At 70.7% G+C, this 13,994-nt stretch carries 15 protein-coding genes; 6 read left to right on the top strand and 9 right to left on the bottom strand.

Features of this window, described 5'->3' with window-relative positions; all coding sequences use genetic code 11:
* Window positions 1-18 precede the first annotated feature (18 nt).
* The gene (locus BMY97_RS41965) at window positions 19-1,338 is read right to left on the bottom strand and encodes a UDP-glucose dehydrogenase family protein (protein WP_091628737.1); all 1,320 of its coding nucleotides are present in this window, start codon (window positions 1,336-1,338) and stop codon (window positions 19-21) included.
* A gap of 184 nt (window positions 1,339-1,522) precedes the next feature.
* Here BMY97_RS41965 and BMY97_RS41970 point away from each other — a divergent pair, with 184 nt between their 5' ends.
* Window positions 1,523-2,281 carry an SDR family NAD(P)-dependent oxidoreductase gene (locus BMY97_RS41970; protein WP_091628740.1) on the top strand — a complete coding sequence of 253 codons (759 nt, stop codon included), beginning with the start codon at window positions 1,523-1,525 and terminating at the stop codon, window positions 2,279-2,281.
* 46 nt (window positions 2,282-2,327) lie between these two features.
* On the opposite strand, the gene BMY97_RS41975 is transcribed toward BMY97_RS41970, so the two are convergent.
* From BMY97_RS41975 to BMY97_RS41985, 3 genes are all read right to left on the bottom strand, one after another.
* The gene (locus BMY97_RS41975; RefSeq protein WP_091628742.1) at window positions 2,328-3,008 is read right to left on the bottom strand and encodes a class I SAM-dependent methyltransferase; all 681 of its coding nucleotides are present in this window, start codon (window positions 3,006-3,008) and stop codon (window positions 2,328-2,330) included.
* Window positions 3,009-3,166: 158 nt separating this feature from the next.
* The gene (locus BMY97_RS41980) at window positions 3,167-3,808 is read right to left on the bottom strand and encodes a PadR family transcriptional regulator (protein ID WP_091628744.1); all 642 of its coding nucleotides are present in this window, start codon (window positions 3,806-3,808) and stop codon (window positions 3,167-3,169) included.
* Between the two features lie 64 nt (window positions 3,809-3,872).
* Window positions 3,873-5,519: a TM0106 family RecB-like putative nuclease gene (locus BMY97_RS41985; RefSeq protein ID WP_177231805.1), complete on the bottom strand. Its 1,647-nt coding sequence runs from the start codon at window positions 5,517-5,519 to the stop codon at window positions 3,873-3,875.
* A gap of 97 nt (window positions 5,520-5,616) precedes the next feature.
* Here BMY97_RS41985 and BMY97_RS41990 point away from each other — a divergent pair, with 97 nt between their 5' ends.
* Window positions 5,617-6,081 carry a DUF6474 family protein gene (locus BMY97_RS41990; protein WP_091628745.1) on the top strand — a complete coding sequence of 155 codons (465 nt, stop codon included), beginning with the start codon at window positions 5,617-5,619 and terminating at the stop codon, window positions 6,079-6,081.
* A gap of 73 nt (window positions 6,082-6,154) precedes the next feature.
* On the opposite strand, the gene BMY97_RS41995 is transcribed toward BMY97_RS41990, so the two are convergent.
* The 5 genes from BMY97_RS41995 to BMY97_RS42015 all read right to left on the bottom strand — a co-directional run bounded on the left by BMY97_RS41995 (window position 6,155) and on the right by BMY97_RS42015 (window position 10,378).
* Complete coding sequence (locus BMY97_RS41995; RefSeq protein WP_091628747.1) at window positions 6,155-6,724, bottom strand: NADPH-dependent FMN reductase; 570 nt, start codon at window positions 6,722-6,724, stop codon at window positions 6,155-6,157.
* 94 nt (window positions 6,725-6,818) lie between these two features.
* Window positions 6,819-7,790, bottom strand: a complete 972-nt coding sequence (locus tag BMY97_RS42000) for a glycine betaine ABC transporter substrate-binding protein (RefSeq protein ID WP_091628748.1) — start codon at window positions 7,788-7,790, stop codon at window positions 6,819-6,821.
* On the bottom strand, window positions 7,790-8,569 hold the full coding sequence (locus tag BMY97_RS42005) for an ABC transporter permease (protein ID WP_091628750.1): 780 nt from the start codon (window positions 8,567-8,569) through the stop codon (window positions 7,790-7,792). The genes BMY97_RS42000 and BMY97_RS42005 overlap by 1 nt, the downstream gene beginning before the upstream one ends.
* Window positions 8,566-9,738: an ABC transporter ATP-binding protein gene (locus BMY97_RS42010; protein ID WP_091628820.1), complete on the bottom strand. Its 1,173-nt coding sequence runs from the start codon at window positions 9,736-9,738 to the stop codon at window positions 8,566-8,568. The genes BMY97_RS42005 and BMY97_RS42010 overlap by 4 nt, the downstream gene beginning before the upstream one ends.
* Complete coding sequence (locus BMY97_RS42015; protein WP_091628752.1) at window positions 9,731-10,378, bottom strand: ABC transporter permease; 648 nt, start codon at window positions 10,376-10,378, stop codon at window positions 9,731-9,733. Before BMY97_RS42015 ends, BMY97_RS42010 begins: the two co-directional genes overlap by 8 nt.
* A 489-nt stretch (window positions 10,379-10,867) precedes the next feature.
* Here BMY97_RS42015 and BMY97_RS42020 point away from each other — a divergent pair, with 489 nt between their 5' ends.
* From BMY97_RS42020 to BMY97_RS42035, 4 genes are all read left to right on the top strand, one after another.
* A complete protein-coding gene (locus tag BMY97_RS42020; RefSeq protein WP_091628822.1) occupies window positions 10,868-11,362 on the top strand; it encodes a hypothetical protein in 495 nt (164 codons plus the stop codon).
* A 70-nt stretch (window positions 11,363-11,432) separates the two neighbouring features.
* Window positions 11,433-12,194, top strand: a complete 762-nt coding sequence (locus BMY97_RS42025) for a YcnI family copper-binding membrane protein (RefSeq protein ID WP_091628753.1) — start codon at window positions 11,433-11,435, stop codon at window positions 12,192-12,194.
* Window positions 12,194-12,757 (top strand): copper resistance CopC family protein, encoded by a 564-nt coding sequence (locus BMY97_RS42030; RefSeq protein ID WP_177231806.1) that lies wholly within the window; start codon window positions 12,194-12,196, stop codon window positions 12,755-12,757. The genes BMY97_RS42025 and BMY97_RS42030 overlap by 1 nt, the downstream gene beginning before the upstream one ends.
* Window positions 12,754-13,782: a copper resistance D family protein gene (locus tag BMY97_RS42035; RefSeq protein WP_091628755.1), complete on the top strand. Its 1,029-nt coding sequence runs from the start codon at window positions 12,754-12,756 to the stop codon at window positions 13,780-13,782. Before BMY97_RS42030 ends, BMY97_RS42035 begins: the two co-directional genes overlap by 4 nt.
* Window positions 13,783-13,994: the final 212 nt, after the last annotated feature.

Genomic DNA, 13,994 nt, shown 5'->3' on the forward strand with positions numbered 1-13,994 from the left:
GCCGCCACCCGAGCCTAGTCAGCGGCGCCCCGATTTCGCCAGTGACTTCGGCCGCGTCACCCGCGGGCGGCCCACGCCCTGCCAGGACAGCCCGGCGTCCAGGATCCGTTGCGGGTCAAGCAGGTTGCGGGTGTCGACGACGTCGTCGCCCTCCATCGCGTCGGCCATCAGACCCCAGTCGAGGCTGCGGAACTCGGCCCATTCGGTGAGGACCACGATCACGTCGGCGTCCTTCGCGACCTGGTACGGGTCGTCGACCACGGTCATCCCGTCGATGCCGCTGTCCACGGCCGGGTCGTACGCCGTCAGCTCCGCGCCGACCGCGCCGAGCACGGACGCGACGGCAAGTGCGGGCGAGTCGCGGAGGTCGTTCGTGCCGGCCTTGAACGCCAGGCCCAGCAGGCCGATCCGGGCGCCGGCCAGGCTGCCGCCGCAGGCGCCGGCGATCTTCGCGACGATCCGGTCGCGCTGGGCGATGTTCTCGTCGATGGCCGACGTGAGCATCCGGAAGTCGTACTTCACCGACTCGGCGACCTTCACCAGCGCGCTGGTGTCCTTGGGCAGGCAGGAGCCGCCCCAGCCGGGGCCGGGCTTGAGGAACGAGCGGCCGATGCGCCGGTCGTAGCCCATGCCCTCGGTGACCAGGTCGATGTCCGCGCCGAGCCGTTCGCACAGCTCGGCGATCGAGTTCACATAGGACAGCTTCATCGCGAGGAAGCAGTTGGCCGCGTACTTCACCAGTTCGGCACTCGCGGCGTCGGAGACGACGACGGGCGCGGCGAGGTCGCCGTAGAGGTCACCGACCCAGCGGGCGGCGGCGAGGTCGTCGGAGCCGACGACGATCCGGTCCGGGCCGAGGAAGTCGGCCACCGCCGTGCCCTCGCGCAGGAACTCCGGGTTCGACACCACGGGCACGTCCGCGCGGCCGAGCATGGCGCGGATCCGCTTCGAGGTGCCCACCGGCACGGTCGACTTGGTGATCAGCGCGCAGCCGGACGGCAGCACGTCGCCGATCTCGTTGGCCACCGCCTCCACCGCGCGCAGGTCGGCCGAGCCGCCGGCGCCCATTGGCGTTGGCACACAAAGGAAAACCCCGTCGGCTTCGGCCACCGCGGCGCGGGCGCCGACCACGAACGAAAGCCGTCCGGTGCCGATGCCCCGCACGACCAGGTCGGCCAGCCCCGGTTCGAGAATGTCCACTCTGCCGGCGGACAGGCGCGCGATCTTCGCCTCGTCCACGTCCACGCAGGTGACGCGATGCCCCAGGCTCGCGAGACATGCCCCCGTGGTCAATCCGACGTACCCCGTCCCCACCACCACGATCCGAGCTGCGCTCATGCTGCCGAAGGTGACAGCCGGAGTTGACTACCGCGCTAACGGAAGTGGGCGCCGCCGAATACTCCGCGCGACAGTGCAGAAGCAGCCCGGGGTGAGGCAGCACACGCGCCCCCGATGCGAACGGCCGTTAACCTGGGCCGGACGGTGCGCCGGCCGCGCCCGTGAGTCAGGAGAAGGGCAGAAGATGCAGATCACCGACACCGCAGCGCTCGTCACGGGTGGTGCCTCCGGCCTGGGCGGCGCGACCGCCAAGGCCCTCGCCGCGAAGGGCGCGCGGGTGTTCGCGCTGGACCTCGGCGGCTCGATCGAGAAGGCCGAGACGGTCGAGGGCGTCACGTATGTCGAGGCCGACGTGACCGACCCCGAGCAGGTGCAGGCCGCGGTGGACACCGCCGCCGGCTCGGGCGTGCCGCTGCGGACCGTGGTCAACTGCGCCGGCATCGGGCCGTCCGCGCGGATCCTGTCGAAGAAGGGCCGCCACGACCTGGCGCTGTACGCGAAGGTCATCCAGATCAACCTGATCGGCACGTTCAACGTGCTGACGATCGCCGCCGAGGCCATCGCCGCGACCGAGCCGCTGGCCGACGACGCGCGCGGCGTCATCATCAACACCGCCTCCATCGCGGCCTTCGACGGCCAGATCGGCCAGGTCGCGTACTCCTCGTCCAAGGGCGGGGTGGTCGGCCTGACCCTCCCGGCGGCGCGCGACCTGTCGACGTCCGGCATCCGCGTGCTGACGATCGCGCCGGGCATCGTCGACACCCCCATGCTGGCGACGGTGAGCGACGAGTTCCGCGCGACGCTGTCCGCGGGCATCCCCTTCCCGAAGCGCCTCGCCCGGCCGGACGAGTACGCGCAGCTCGCCCTCTCGCTGATCGACCACGACTACCTCAACGGCGAGGTCGTCCGCATGGACGGCGCGCTGCGCATGGCCCCGCGCTGACCCGCCCGCCGAGGGGACCGCGGTGCTTCGCGGTCCCCTCGCGGGGTCAGGCCGCCCGGGTGAGCCGGACCTCGAGGCTGATGCCCTCGGTGGTCACGGTGCACGTCCGGAACGCGCTTTCGGCCACCGTCGCGGTGAACTGCGCCGGCGTGTAGGCCCGCCGCCGCAGCCCGCCCAGGGTCTGCCGGGTGGTGAACGCGGCCACCTTGCCCAGCGCCATGCTCTCGACCTCGGCGTCGATCTGCGGGTTGGTCGCTTCCTTGCTCATGTCCTGCACCACCGCCACGCCACCGGGGCGCAGCACGCGGTGCATCTCGTCGAGCGCCGCCACGGGCCGCGCGAAGTTCTTGAACGCGGCCTGGCAGATCAGGAAGTCGAACGAGCCGTCGGCGAAGGGCATCGCGGCCACGTCACCCTGACGGAACTCGGCGGCCACCCCCTCGGCCCGCGCGTACTCCTGCGCCAGCCCGACGAACGTGCGGCTCACATCGAGCCCCGTGACGGCGAAGCCCAGCCGCGCCATCTCGACGGTGAAGTAGCCCGGTCCCGGCGCCACTTCGAGGACCGCGGCGTCGGCCGGGAGGCCTTCGGTGATCTCGGCGGCCTGCCGGCGGTAGAGCGCGAGCTGCGGAGCGGTGCCCCGGCCGCGCGCGTACGCCCGCGCGACCGGCCCTTCCATCTCCGGCAGCAGCTTGGTGCGGTGGTGTCTGACTTCGGTGTTCCCCATGACTGACTCCCCGTTCGGTGATCGACCGAACCGGCCCTTCGCGAGGTGCCCCCGTATCCTGTGTGTGCAGCCCAGGGCCGGGTTCGCTCGCGCGGAACGGTTCGAGGGTTTCCCGGTCCCGGTGGGGATGTGCCAGCATCACCGCCGGGGCCGGCCTTTTACTCCCCGCCCCCTTCGGCGAAGGCGGACAGGTCTTCCGGCAGCTGCCCGGTTTCCCGGAACAGCCGCCACTCGGCGACACCCGGCAGCGCGCCGGTGGTCAGATCGTGCAGCAGCGCGCGGACCCAGTCGATCTCCGCGCGCAGCAGCGCCAGCTCGTACTCGGCCTCGACCAGCATCAGCCGGGGCACGTCGGCTCGGTAGCCCTTGAGCGCTTCGGTGCGCGCGCGCAGCCGCTCCTCCAACACGCCCAGCCGGTCGCCCAGCTGTTCCGCCACCGTTTCCGGCCCGAGCGCGAGCATCATCGACAGCCCGGCCCGGAACTTCGGCGGCTCGAAGTCGGGCTCGCCCAGCAGCTCGCGAACCCAGTCCTCCACCTCGGCCCGGCCGGCCTCGGTGAGCCGGTAGATCGTGCGCTCGGGCCGCGCGCCTTCACGCACGCTCTCCACGGCCTCGACGAGCCCGTGCTTCCCCAGGTTGCCGACGACCGTGTAGAGCGAGCCCCACTTGATCTTCATGTCGTCGTCCTTGCCGCGTTCCCGCAGCACGGTGGCCATTTCGTACGGGTGCATCGGCCGTTCGAGCAGCACGGACAGCACGGCGAGGCCCAGCATGTTGCCGACCTTGCGACGCTTGGCCATCACCACTCCCCGGAGCCTATATTCGCAGACGAGTACTCGCCCACGAGTATAAGCACGACGAGGACTACAGGTCGAGCATGTACGGCACTTCGGTCTGCGCGCGATCGGACATCCACTCGCGCAGCGCCTTCGTGGCCAGGACGTCGTCCTCGTTGTAGCGCAGCAGCCGCTCGCGCTGGGCGTCGTCGGGCACCTCGCCGTCCATGCCGACGGCGTCGCGGTACCAGCGCATCGACGCCTCGCCGCCGGCTTCCGGGTCACGCCAGGAGAAGCCCGCGACCGGCGCGACCACCTTGAGGCCCTTGCCCCGCGAGCACAGGAACTGGTCGGTGACGCTGCGGAACAGGTCCACCCACTCCTCGGAGTCCACAAAGGACTGCACCGCCCGGCGGGACGGAACACCGGGGTGATCCCCGAACCGCTCCACCGAGCCGAACAGCCAGCGGTTCTCCGCCAGCGCGTTGTAGCAGTACGCGCGGAAGGTCAGCCCGGCCGCCAGCGTGCGCTCGCGGACGTCGGTGAACCACGCCCAGAACTCCGCGAACGAGCGCGCCTCGTCGTCGGTCGGCAGCGGGTCCCAGGTCGCGAAGGCGAGGTAGCCGCGCGGCAGCCCGATGTCGGCGCCGGAGAGCAGCGTGCCCCACAGGTACGCGCCCGCGTCGCCGAAGCTCTCCATGTCGACGTCGACCTCGACGTCCGCGCGCGGGACCTCGACCTCGGGCGTGCGGCGGACCATGGTGAGGTCGGCGAGCCAGGCGCGCGCCAGCATGATGGCGTCGGCGAAGGTGCCGCCGGTCCAGTTCATCGGCGGCGCGTCGTCGAGCGGGTCCAGCGCGGCCAGACTGTCCACAGTGGACACGCCGGCCTTGCGCAGCTCCGTGGCGTCCTCGCCGCGGACGACCAGGCTGACGTCGCGGGTCTCGGTGAGCAGCACCTCGCAGGTCGGCCAGAACGGGCAACGGCGGCACTCCAGCACGCGTGACGGCATGGCCAGCGGCTCGTCGCCGGTCGCGGCCGCGGTGGCGACGGCGAGGCGGTCGGCGAAGCGGGCGTCGTACTCGTTCATCGCGCTGCGGCCGCCCGGCCAGGTGCCCGCGGTGAGGTCGTGCCAGACGACCACGTCGGCGTCCAGCCCGATCACGCCGCCGACCGCGCGGCCGGGCTCGGCGCGGCCGTGCGTCTGCAGCATCCGGCGCAGGTGCGCGAGCCGCAGCTGGTCACGCGGCTGCGAACGGACCTTGCGCGCTTCGTCCGGCCCGCGGTGCGCCGGATCGAGGTCGGTCATCACGGTGGTCGACGCGCCGGAGCCGCGGTCGGTGATCCGGTGCCGCACCACCAGCACCGGCACGTACCCGGTGCTGGCGCGCACGAGCAGGTCGACGCCGCCGCGCCGGTGCTCGATCGAATCGGCGGGCAGCAACCCGCCCCAGATGTACTGGACGCCGTCGGCGAACGCCTGCTCGGTGAGCCGCACCCGCTCGGGCGCCGGGCGGTCCCGCCCGATCCGGGCCCACGTCGCCGCCGGCCCGGTGGCCTCGACGAGCCGGCGCAGGATCTCCTGGCGGTGCGCCGTGGCGTCGTCGATCCGCTGCTGCGCGGTCGGATCCGGCGGCGGCAGCGGCACCTCCCGCATCGCCGGGTCGTGCTCCAGGTGCACGCGGCGCCGGCACCGGCTGACGGCGCCCGCGTCGAGCAGCACCTCGTTACCCATACTGATCACCATAGTTCTGTTGTCTCCTCGCGAGCCGACATGCCCGCCACCACGGGGACCAGTAAGTTCAAGCCCGACACGTTGCGGGAGGTGGGCCATGGCGCGCAAGGCCAAGCAGGACACGGGTGAAGCTCGAGTCACCCCGAAGAAGGCGAAGAACGCGATCGCGGTGGCCAAGGTGCTGGGCCCGGCGGTGCTGCCGGTGGTGGCGCCGTATGCCGTTCGCGCGGCGGGCGCGGCCCGGGAGCTGTACGACCGGTACCAGGCACGCAAGCTCGGCGTGGCCGTCGACCAGCTCGGCGAGTACACCGGCCGAGGGGCCGCGCTGCACGCCCGGATCGCCGGGCTCGTGCAGGGGCTGGCGGAGCTGCGGAAGTCGTCGAAGTCCTCGGCGGCGGACACGAAGTTCGCCGACGAGACCCAGGGCACGCTGGAACAGCTGTCCGCCACCGTCCGCGCGGCCGAGCGCATGCCGGCGGCCCGGCGCAAGGCGGCGCACCGCGCGGTCGCCGGCGAGCTGGACCGGCTGGAGGAACAGCTGCTGCACCGGCTCGGCGTCTGAGCCGGCGGCGAGCCACCGGACGCGGACGGGCCGCCCACCTTCGCGGGTGAGCGGCCCGTCTTTTCGCACTGTCTCAGTACTCCTTGCGCAGCGGCTTGAGCGCTGCCGCCACCTGCGCCAGCTCGTCCAGCATCGCCTTGGCCGAAGCGCTCAAAACGTCGTTCGGCACGATTTCGCCGTCCTTCAGGAACTGCTGCACCATCGGGATCGACACGGCGTCGGTGACCGTCGTCATCCGCAGCGCGCCGAGCACCGGCTTGATCATCTGCGCGGCCCGCGTGCCCGCCGCGACACCGCCGTAGCTGGCCAGGCCGACGGCCTTGTACTTCCACTCGCGGGACAGGTAGTCGAGCGCGTTCTTCAGCACGGCGTTGAAGCCGTGGTTGTACTCCGGCATCACCAGGATGAACGCGTCCGCCTCGGCGACCTTCGCGCTCCAGTCCTTGGTGTGCTGGTGCTGGTAGTCGCCCAGCCGCGGGTGCTTGGGCTCGTTGAAGAACGGCAGGTTCACCTCGGCCAGGTCGACGATCTCGACCTCGTCGAAACCACCCTGGGCCTTCGCCTCGCCCTCGAGCCACTTCGCCGCGGGCAGGCCGACCCGGCCCGGGCGAGTGCTCGCCACGATGATCTCCAGCTTGCTCACGCCCGCGCCTCCCAGCGTCCCGGATTTGATCTCCCGGCAAACTTAGCATTGCTCAGGAGTTCGGCCGTCCGGGCGCCGAGAGGCGGGCGCGGGCCTACTTGATGAAGCCCTTCTTGAGCATCCAGTCGTGCGCGACCGTGCCGGCGTCCTTGCCGTCGACGTCGACCTGCTTGCACAGCTCGACCATCTGCGTGTTGTCGATCGCCGCGGCCACCTTCTCCATCGGGCCCCGGATCTCCGGGTGCGCGTTGAGGAAGTCGGTCCGCATCGTCACGGCGGCGTTGTACTGCGGGAACGCCTTCTTGTCGTCAACCAGCACCTTCAGGTTGAGCCCCGAGATCCGGCCGTCGGTGGTGAACACCTCGCCGATAGGGCAGGTCCCGTTGGCCACGGCCGAGTAGATGGTGCCGATGCCGAAGTTCTCGATCTTCGGGTTCTGGAAGCCGTACGCCTTGACCGCCGCCGGGAAGCCGTCCTGCCGGCTGGTGAACTCCGTCTCCAGGCAGAACCGCGCCTGATCCGGCTTCTGCTTCAGGAAGTTCGCCAGGTCGGTGGTGGTCTTCAGGTTGTTCTTCTCGGCGTACGCGGCAGTGGTGGCGAAGGCGTACTGGTCGTTCAGCGGGGAGTAGTTCAGCCAGGTGACGCCGTTCTTCTCCGCGTCCGCCTTCGCGGTCGCCTCGTACTGCGCCTTCTCCCCGCCGGGCACCGGAAGCTCGTTGCCCTGGTAGTTGATCCAGCCGGTGCCGGTGTACTCCCACGTCACGTCGGTCTGCCCGTTGAGCAACGCCTGCCGCGAGGAGTTCGACCCCTTGATGTCGGTCAGGTCGACGACATCGGCGCCGGCCGCGGTGAGCGCCATCTCCGACATGTAGCCCAAGATGATGTTCTCGGTGAAGTCCTTGGACCCCACCACCACCCGCTGACCGGCCAGCGCCGGGATCGGCTGGATCGAGCCGGGCTGGATCGAGTACGGCACCGACGTGTTGATGTCGAGGCCGCACGCCGAGAGCGTCCCGGCGAGCACGGCGGCCCCGACCAGCGCGCCCGCCTTCTTGAGGACGTGCATCAGCGGAGTCCCTTCGGTCCGAAGTACTGTTCCGCCACCGCGCCCAGCCAGTCGACCAGCAGGGCCAGCGCGACGGCCAGCACCGAACCGGTGACCAGCACCTTGGTGAGGTTCAGCTTGTAGCCGGTGTCGATCAGCAGGCCGAAGCCGCCGGCGTTGACGAACATGCCGAACGTCGCGGTGCCCACCGCCAGCACGAGCGCGGTGCGCAGGCCGGCCAGGATCAGCGGGATCGCCAGCGGGAACTCGACGCGCCACAGCACCTTCGAGGCCGACATGCCGATACCGCGGCCGGCGTCGATGAGCGACGGGTCCACCTGCTGCAGGCCCACCATCGTGTTCCGCAGCACCGGCAGCAGCGAGTAGAAGGCCAGCGGCAGCGCCGCGACCCACAGCCCGCCGACCGCGCCGGTGAAGATGAACCACAGCACCAGCACGCCCAGCGCGGGCGCGGCCTGGCCGATGTTCGCGATGGCCAGGAAGAACGGCGCCAGCCACCTCGCCCACGGCCGCGTCACCATGACCCCGAGCGGCACCGCCACCAGCACGACGATCGCCGTGACCACAACCGTCATCGCCAGGTGGTCACGCAGCGCGGTGAGCAGCGAAGACGCGTTCAGCGTCTCCTTCTCGGTGGCGGTCAGCCCGCTCCCGAACACCCAGATCAGCGTCACCGCGACGATCACGAGCACGGCGATCGGCTGGGCGAGCAGCCGGACCCGCTCGGCTCGGCGCGAGCCGGATTCGGTGCTGAAGCCCGTCTCGACGACTGCCGTCATACCGAGGCCTCCTCGGTGTGATCGTCGGCGTGGTCCTCGCGCAGCTGCTGGATCGTCGAGATGACGGTGTCCAGCTCGATCGTGCCCGCGAACTCACCACGCGCGCCGGTGACCGGCACCGAGCCGCCTTCGGCGAGCATCGCCTCGAGCGCGTCCTGCAGCGTCGACTGGAGGCTGACGATGTCGCGCAGCGGCTTTCCCGCGGTGGCCAGCGAAGTGGCCGAAGCCAGCTGACGACGGTGCACCCAGCGGGTCGGGCGACGGCGCGAGTCGAGGACCAGCACGAAGTGCCGGCGTTGCGCGTCGAGCTGCTTCGCGACCTCCGCCGGCGACTCGTCGAGACCGGCGGTCAGCGCGTCCTGCTTGAGCTCGACGTCGCGGACCCGCAGCAGCGTGAGCTGCTTGAGCGAAGCGCCCGCGCCGACGAAGCCGGCCACGGTGTCGTCGGCCGGGTTGGCCAGGATCGCGTCCGGGGTGTCGTACTGCAGGATCGACGACTGGTTGCCGAGCACCGCGATCTTGTCGCCGAGCTTCACGGCCTCGTCGAAGTCGTGCGTGACGAACACGATCGTCTTCTTCAGCTCGGTCTGCAGGCGCAGCAGCTCGTCCTGCAGGTTGCCGCGGGTGATCGGGTCGACGGCGCCGAACGGCTCGTCCATCAGCAGCACCGGCGGGTCCGCCGCGAGCGCGCGGGCGACCCCGACGCGCTGCTGCTGCCCGCCCGAGAGCTGGCGCGGGAAGCGGTCGCGGAAGTCGGCCGGGTCGAGCCCGACCAGGTCCATCATCTCCTCGACCCGGTTGGTGACCTTCTTCTTGTCCCAGCCCAGCAGCCCCGGCACCACGCCGATGTTCTGCGCGACGGTGAAGTGCGGGAACAGCCCGGCCTGCTGGATCGCGTAGCCGATCCGTCGCCGCAGCGTGTCGACGTCGAGCTTCAGCGCGTCGTCACCGCCGATGGTGATGCGCCCGGAGGTCGGCTCGATCAGCCGGTTGATCATCCGCATCGTGGTGGTCTTGCCACACCCGGACGGGCCGACGAAAACCACGATCTTGCCCGCGGGCACGACCATCGAGAAGTCGTCGACGGCGGCCTCGCGGGTGCCCGGGTACTTCTTGGTCACGTGCTCGAGTTCGATCTCGACGCCGGAAACCTCATCGTGCTCAGCCACGGACACCCCTCGAGATGGTCAATCGCTTGATCAGGACATAGATGCCGTCGAGGATGAGCGCGAGGATCACAACGCCGACGGTGCCCGTGAGGGCCTGGTTCAAAGAGTTCGCGCTGCCCGCGTTGGTCAGCCCGGAGAAGACCTCGGCACCGAGGCCGGGGCCCTTCGCGTACGCCGCGATCACCGCGATGCCCATCAGCATCTGGGTGGACACCCGCATGCCGGTGAGGATCGCGGGCCAGGCGAGCCGCAGCTCCACGCGCGTGAGCACGCTGATCCGGCCCATGCCGATGCCGCGCGCGGCATCGGTGATCGCGGGGTCCACGCCGTCGAGCCCGACGATCGTGTTCCGCACGATCGGGAGCAGGCCGTAGAGCACCAGCGCGATGACCGCGGTGGTGGAGCCGAGCCCCGACAGCGGGATCAGCAGCCCCAGGAGGGCGAAAGAGGGGACCGTGAGGATCGTGCTGGCCAGCGCCGTGGCCAGCGCTGAGCCGATCGGGCTGCGGTACACGACGATGCCGATCAGCACGCCGAGGATCGCGGCGAGGATCGTGCACTGCACCACCATGCTGGTGTGGAGGTAGGCCTCCAGCCACAGCTTGCTCGCCCGGTCCGAGATGTACTCGAAGAGGTTCATCCGTATTCGTTCTCCTGCCGCATGTGAGGACCCCCGAAATCACCCGTTCGGAGTAGCTCATCAACCGGCTGGGTGACTACCCGAAACGAATGCGGTTGAAACCTCCCTTGTGCTGATGGTCCGACCACCGTTCCGCATCCCGGGACGATCGGCAACCGGCGTCAGGGCCCTGGCCGGGGTGTTTTACCTGATCGAAATCGGTTTCCACGCGTTCGTGGGCCTGGTTTTTCCGGCCCGCCACCACCGTTTTCCACGGGTTTCTCCCGATCGTGAAGTGTTTTCGCGCAAAAAGGGCAACGATTTGAGACGACCGGACATCTCGCCGAATCTCGTAATCCTGCGAAGGCATTCGCGCACACACCGTGACCATTTGTCCCGGCCCGGGCTCACCAGGCGAGAGCGCTCGATCACCAGGTGTCGTGTCGATAAGCTGCCCCGGTGAGCTCCCCGACCCGGCACCGCGGCGCACTCGCCGCCGTCCGTGGCGGGCTGCTCGCCGTCAGCTCCGGCACCCTCGCCGTGACCGCGCACGCGGTCGCCGGCGGCGGCGTCCCGGACCCCGCGCTGACCCTGCTGCTGACCGGCCTGCTCGGCTGGACGGCCACCGCGGTCGCCGGCAAGGCCCGCGGCCCGGTCGCCACCGTCGTCGTCCTCGGTGCCGGCCAGCTGGTGATGCACCTCGTGCTCACCGTGCTGGCCGCGCACGAGATGCCCCCGGCCACCGGCTGGTCGGGCGGCTGGGCGATGACCGCGTCGCACGCCGTCGCCACTGTGCTCACCGCATTGCTGCTGGCGCGGGCCGACCGGATGCTGCTCGCCGTGCTGCACGTGGTGCGCGCGTTCCTGCCGCTGCTCACGCGGGCGCTGCCGGTGCCCGCCGCGGCGCCGGCCCCGATTCCGCCGCGACCCGCCCGGGCCGCCGCGCCGCTGCGCCTCGAGCTGAGGCGCGTCCACGGCCGTCGCGGCCCGCCCGTCTTCTCCTGAACCCCAGATCCCCCAACCCTTTTCCCGCGGAGCCCCGTTCTCCGCCGGACGATCCTGTTCAGGAGCAGTTGTGTCCCGTCATCACGTCTTCCAGCGCGCCGGAGTCCTCGCCGCCACCGTCGGCGCCGCCGGCCTGCTCGGCGCGGGCATCGCGTCGGCCCACGTCACCGCGAACGTCTACGGCGCGCAACCCGCCAAGGGCGGTTACGGCGCGATCTTCTTCCGCGTCCCCAACGAAGAGGCCAACGCCGGCACCGTCAAGGTCGAGGTCGACCTCAAGCCGGAGTACGGCATCGGCAGCCTGCGCACCAAGCCGATCCCCGGCTGGACCGCGGAAGTCACCACGTCGCCGCTCGCCCAGCCGGTGACCACCGCGTCCGGCACGAAGATCACCAAGGCCGTCACCAAGGTGGTCTGGACCGCGCAGCCCGGCAGCAAGATCGCCGCCGGCTCCACCGAGTTCCAGGAGTTCGAGATCAGCGCCGGGCCGCTGCCCTCGAACGTCGACCAGCTCGAGTTCCCCGCCATCCAGACCTACGAGGATGGCAAGGTGGTCCAGTGGAACCAGCCGACGCCCGCGAACGGCGCCGAGCCCGAGCACCCGGCGCCGGTCGTCAAGCTCGCCGCGGCACCCGGCGACGGTGACCACGCCGCCATGACCGCCACCACCAGCTCCACCGAAGCGGCACCGTCCTCTTCGGACACCACGGCCCGCTGGCTCGGCGGCGCCGGGCTCATCGTCGGCGCGCTCGGGCTCGGCGTCGGGGCGGGCGCGATCCTGCGCTCGCGCCGGCCCGCCGCGGCGCCCGGAAAGACCGAAGGAAACGAGTAATGCGGAAAGCGCTCCTCGCGCTGGCGATCACCGGGGTGGCCCTGCTGGGCACGGCCACCCCGGCGCTGGCGCACAACGTGCTGATCAACTCGGACCCGGCGAACGGCGCGTCCGTCGCCACCGGGCCGTCGAAGATCACGCTGACCTTCGACCAGTACGTGCAGAATGCCGACGTCAACCAGATCGCGGTGACCGGGCCGAACGGCGGCCAGTGGGCCGAGGGCCCGGTGACGGTGCAGGACAACGTGATCAGCGCGCCGCTGCGGCCGCTCGGCCCGGCCGGCAAGTACACCGTCGGCTACCGGATCCTGTCGGCCGACGGGCACCCGGTCTCCGGCGAGATCCCGTTCACCCTCACCGCGGCCGGCGCCGGCACCCCGGCGAGCGTCGACGCGGCGAAGGCCGCCGGTGCGCCCGCTGCCGCGTCTTCGTCCACTTCGTCGTCGACCGGGATCCCGATCTGGGTCTGGATCGCCGGCGCGGTGGTCCTGCTCGCGATCGGCCTCACCGTCGCGCTCCGCACGGGCGGGCGTGAGCCGGGACAGGAGAAGACGAAGCAGTGACCCAGGCCGAGACCACCGCGAACGTCCGCTGGATCACGCTGCTGTGCGTGGTCACGGCCGGGCTGCTGGGTGCCCTGATCGGCGTCGCGCTGACGGCTTCCGCACCCATCCCGGGTGTGGTGGAGCCCAGCGCGGTGGTCTCGACCGGCATCCCGATCGTGCGGGTGCTGCTGGACCTTTCGGCTGTCGCCACGATCGGCCTGGCGCTGCTGTCGGTGCTGGTCGGCTACGACCGGCCGAACCTCACCGAGCCGGTGCTGCGGCGGGCGCGCCCCGCCGCGGTCGCCGCCGCGCTGGTCTGGTCGGCCAGCGCGGTGGTGGCGCTCATCCTCCAGACCGCCGAGTACAAGCCCGGCTCGCCGACGCTGACGGCGTCCGACATCGGCACGTACATCGCCGAGGTCGGCGCCGGGAAGGCGCTGGTGATCGTCGCGGTGCTGGCGCTGCTGCACGCCGGGCTCGGGTTCGTCGCGCTGCGCCAGGGCGAGAAGGTGCCGGCCGAAGTACGCGTCGGCGTCGGGTTGTTCGCGCTGCTGCCGCTGCCGGTGACCGGCCACGCGTCGAACTGGAGCTACCACGACTACACGATGATCTCGATGGAGCTGCACGTGATGAGCGCGGTCGCCTGGTGCGGCGGCCTTGGCGCGATGACCGTGCTGCTCGCCTCGAACCGCACGCTGCTCGCGTACGCGCTCCCGCGGTTCTCCAAACTGGCCACGCTCTGCCTGGTCATCTCGGCCGTCACCGGCCTGTTCAACGGCGGCGTCGAGATCCTCGCGAACCCCACCATCGGCTTCTGGGCCGGCGTCTTCACCACTCCGTACGGCCGGCTCATGCTGCTGAAGCTGCTGTGCACGGGCGTGATCGCGCTGCTCGGCGCGCACCTGCGCTGGCGGCTGATGCCGCAGATCCTCCGCCACAACCGCACGGCGATCGCCTCCTGGGCGACGCTCGAGGTGACGGTGATGGGCCTGGCGTTCGGCTTCGCCGTCGTGCTGACGCGGGCGCCCGTCACCGTCTCCTGAGTCCTTCAGCGATCCGCCGGGGTGACAAAACGGCTGGTAGTGACGTCGAGTAGCTGCAATTTGCACTGTGGGATTAGCAGTAAGCCATCCGAGGCGACCTGTTGGGCCGAATTCTCTACTCGGAGACGCACCTGGTCAGCGGGTACCGGGCAAGCGACAAGCGGTCATCTGCAGGCGGCGAATGCACGTGCAAAATCCCAGTCATGTGTCTC

It is taken from the genome of Amycolatopsis saalfeldensis, assembly GCF_900110575.1.
Classification (GTDB): Bacteria; Actinomycetota; Actinomycetes; order Mycobacteriales; family Pseudonocardiaceae; genus Amycolatopsis; species Amycolatopsis saalfeldensis.

Coding starts and splice junctions, on each gene's coding strand:
- BMY97_RS42000 (WP_091628748.1), bottom strand. CDS start 7,790: ATGCACGTCCTCAAGAAGGCGGGCGCGCTGGTCGGGGCCGCCGTGCTC.
- BMY97_RS41980 (WP_091628744.1), bottom strand. CDS start 3,808: ATGGCCAAGCGTCGCAAGGTCGGCAACATGCTGGGCCTCGCCGTGCTG.
- BMY97_RS41985 (WP_177231805.1), bottom strand. CDS start 5,519: ATGGGTAACGAGGTGCTGCTCGACGCGGGCGCCGTCAGCCGGTGCCGG.
- BMY97_RS42005 (WP_091628750.1), bottom strand. CDS start 8,569: ATGACGGCAGTCGTCGAGACGGGCTTCAGCACCGAATCCGGCTCGCGC.
- BMY97_RS41990 (WP_091628745.1), top strand. CDS start 5,617: ATGGCGCGCAAGGCCAAGCAGGACACGGGTGAAGCTCGAGTCACCCCG.
- BMY97_RS42030 (WP_177231806.1), top strand. CDS start 12,194: ATGCGGAAAGCGCTCCTCGCGCTGGCGATCACCGGGGTGGCCCTGCTG.
- BMY97_RS41975 (WP_091628742.1), bottom strand. CDS start 3,008: ATGGGGAACACCGAAGTCAGACACCACCGCACCAAGCTGCTGCCGGAG.
- BMY97_RS41970 (WP_091628740.1), top strand. CDS start 1,523: ATGCAGATCACCGACACCGCAGCGCTCGTCACGGGTGGTGCCTCCGGC.
- BMY97_RS41965 (WP_091628737.1), bottom strand. CDS start 1,338: ATGAGCGCAGCTCGGATCGTGGTGGTGGGGACGGGGTACGTCGGATTG.
- BMY97_RS42015 (WP_091628752.1), bottom strand. CDS start 10,378: ATGAACCTCTTCGAGTACATCTCGGACCGGGCGAGCAAGCTGTGGCTG.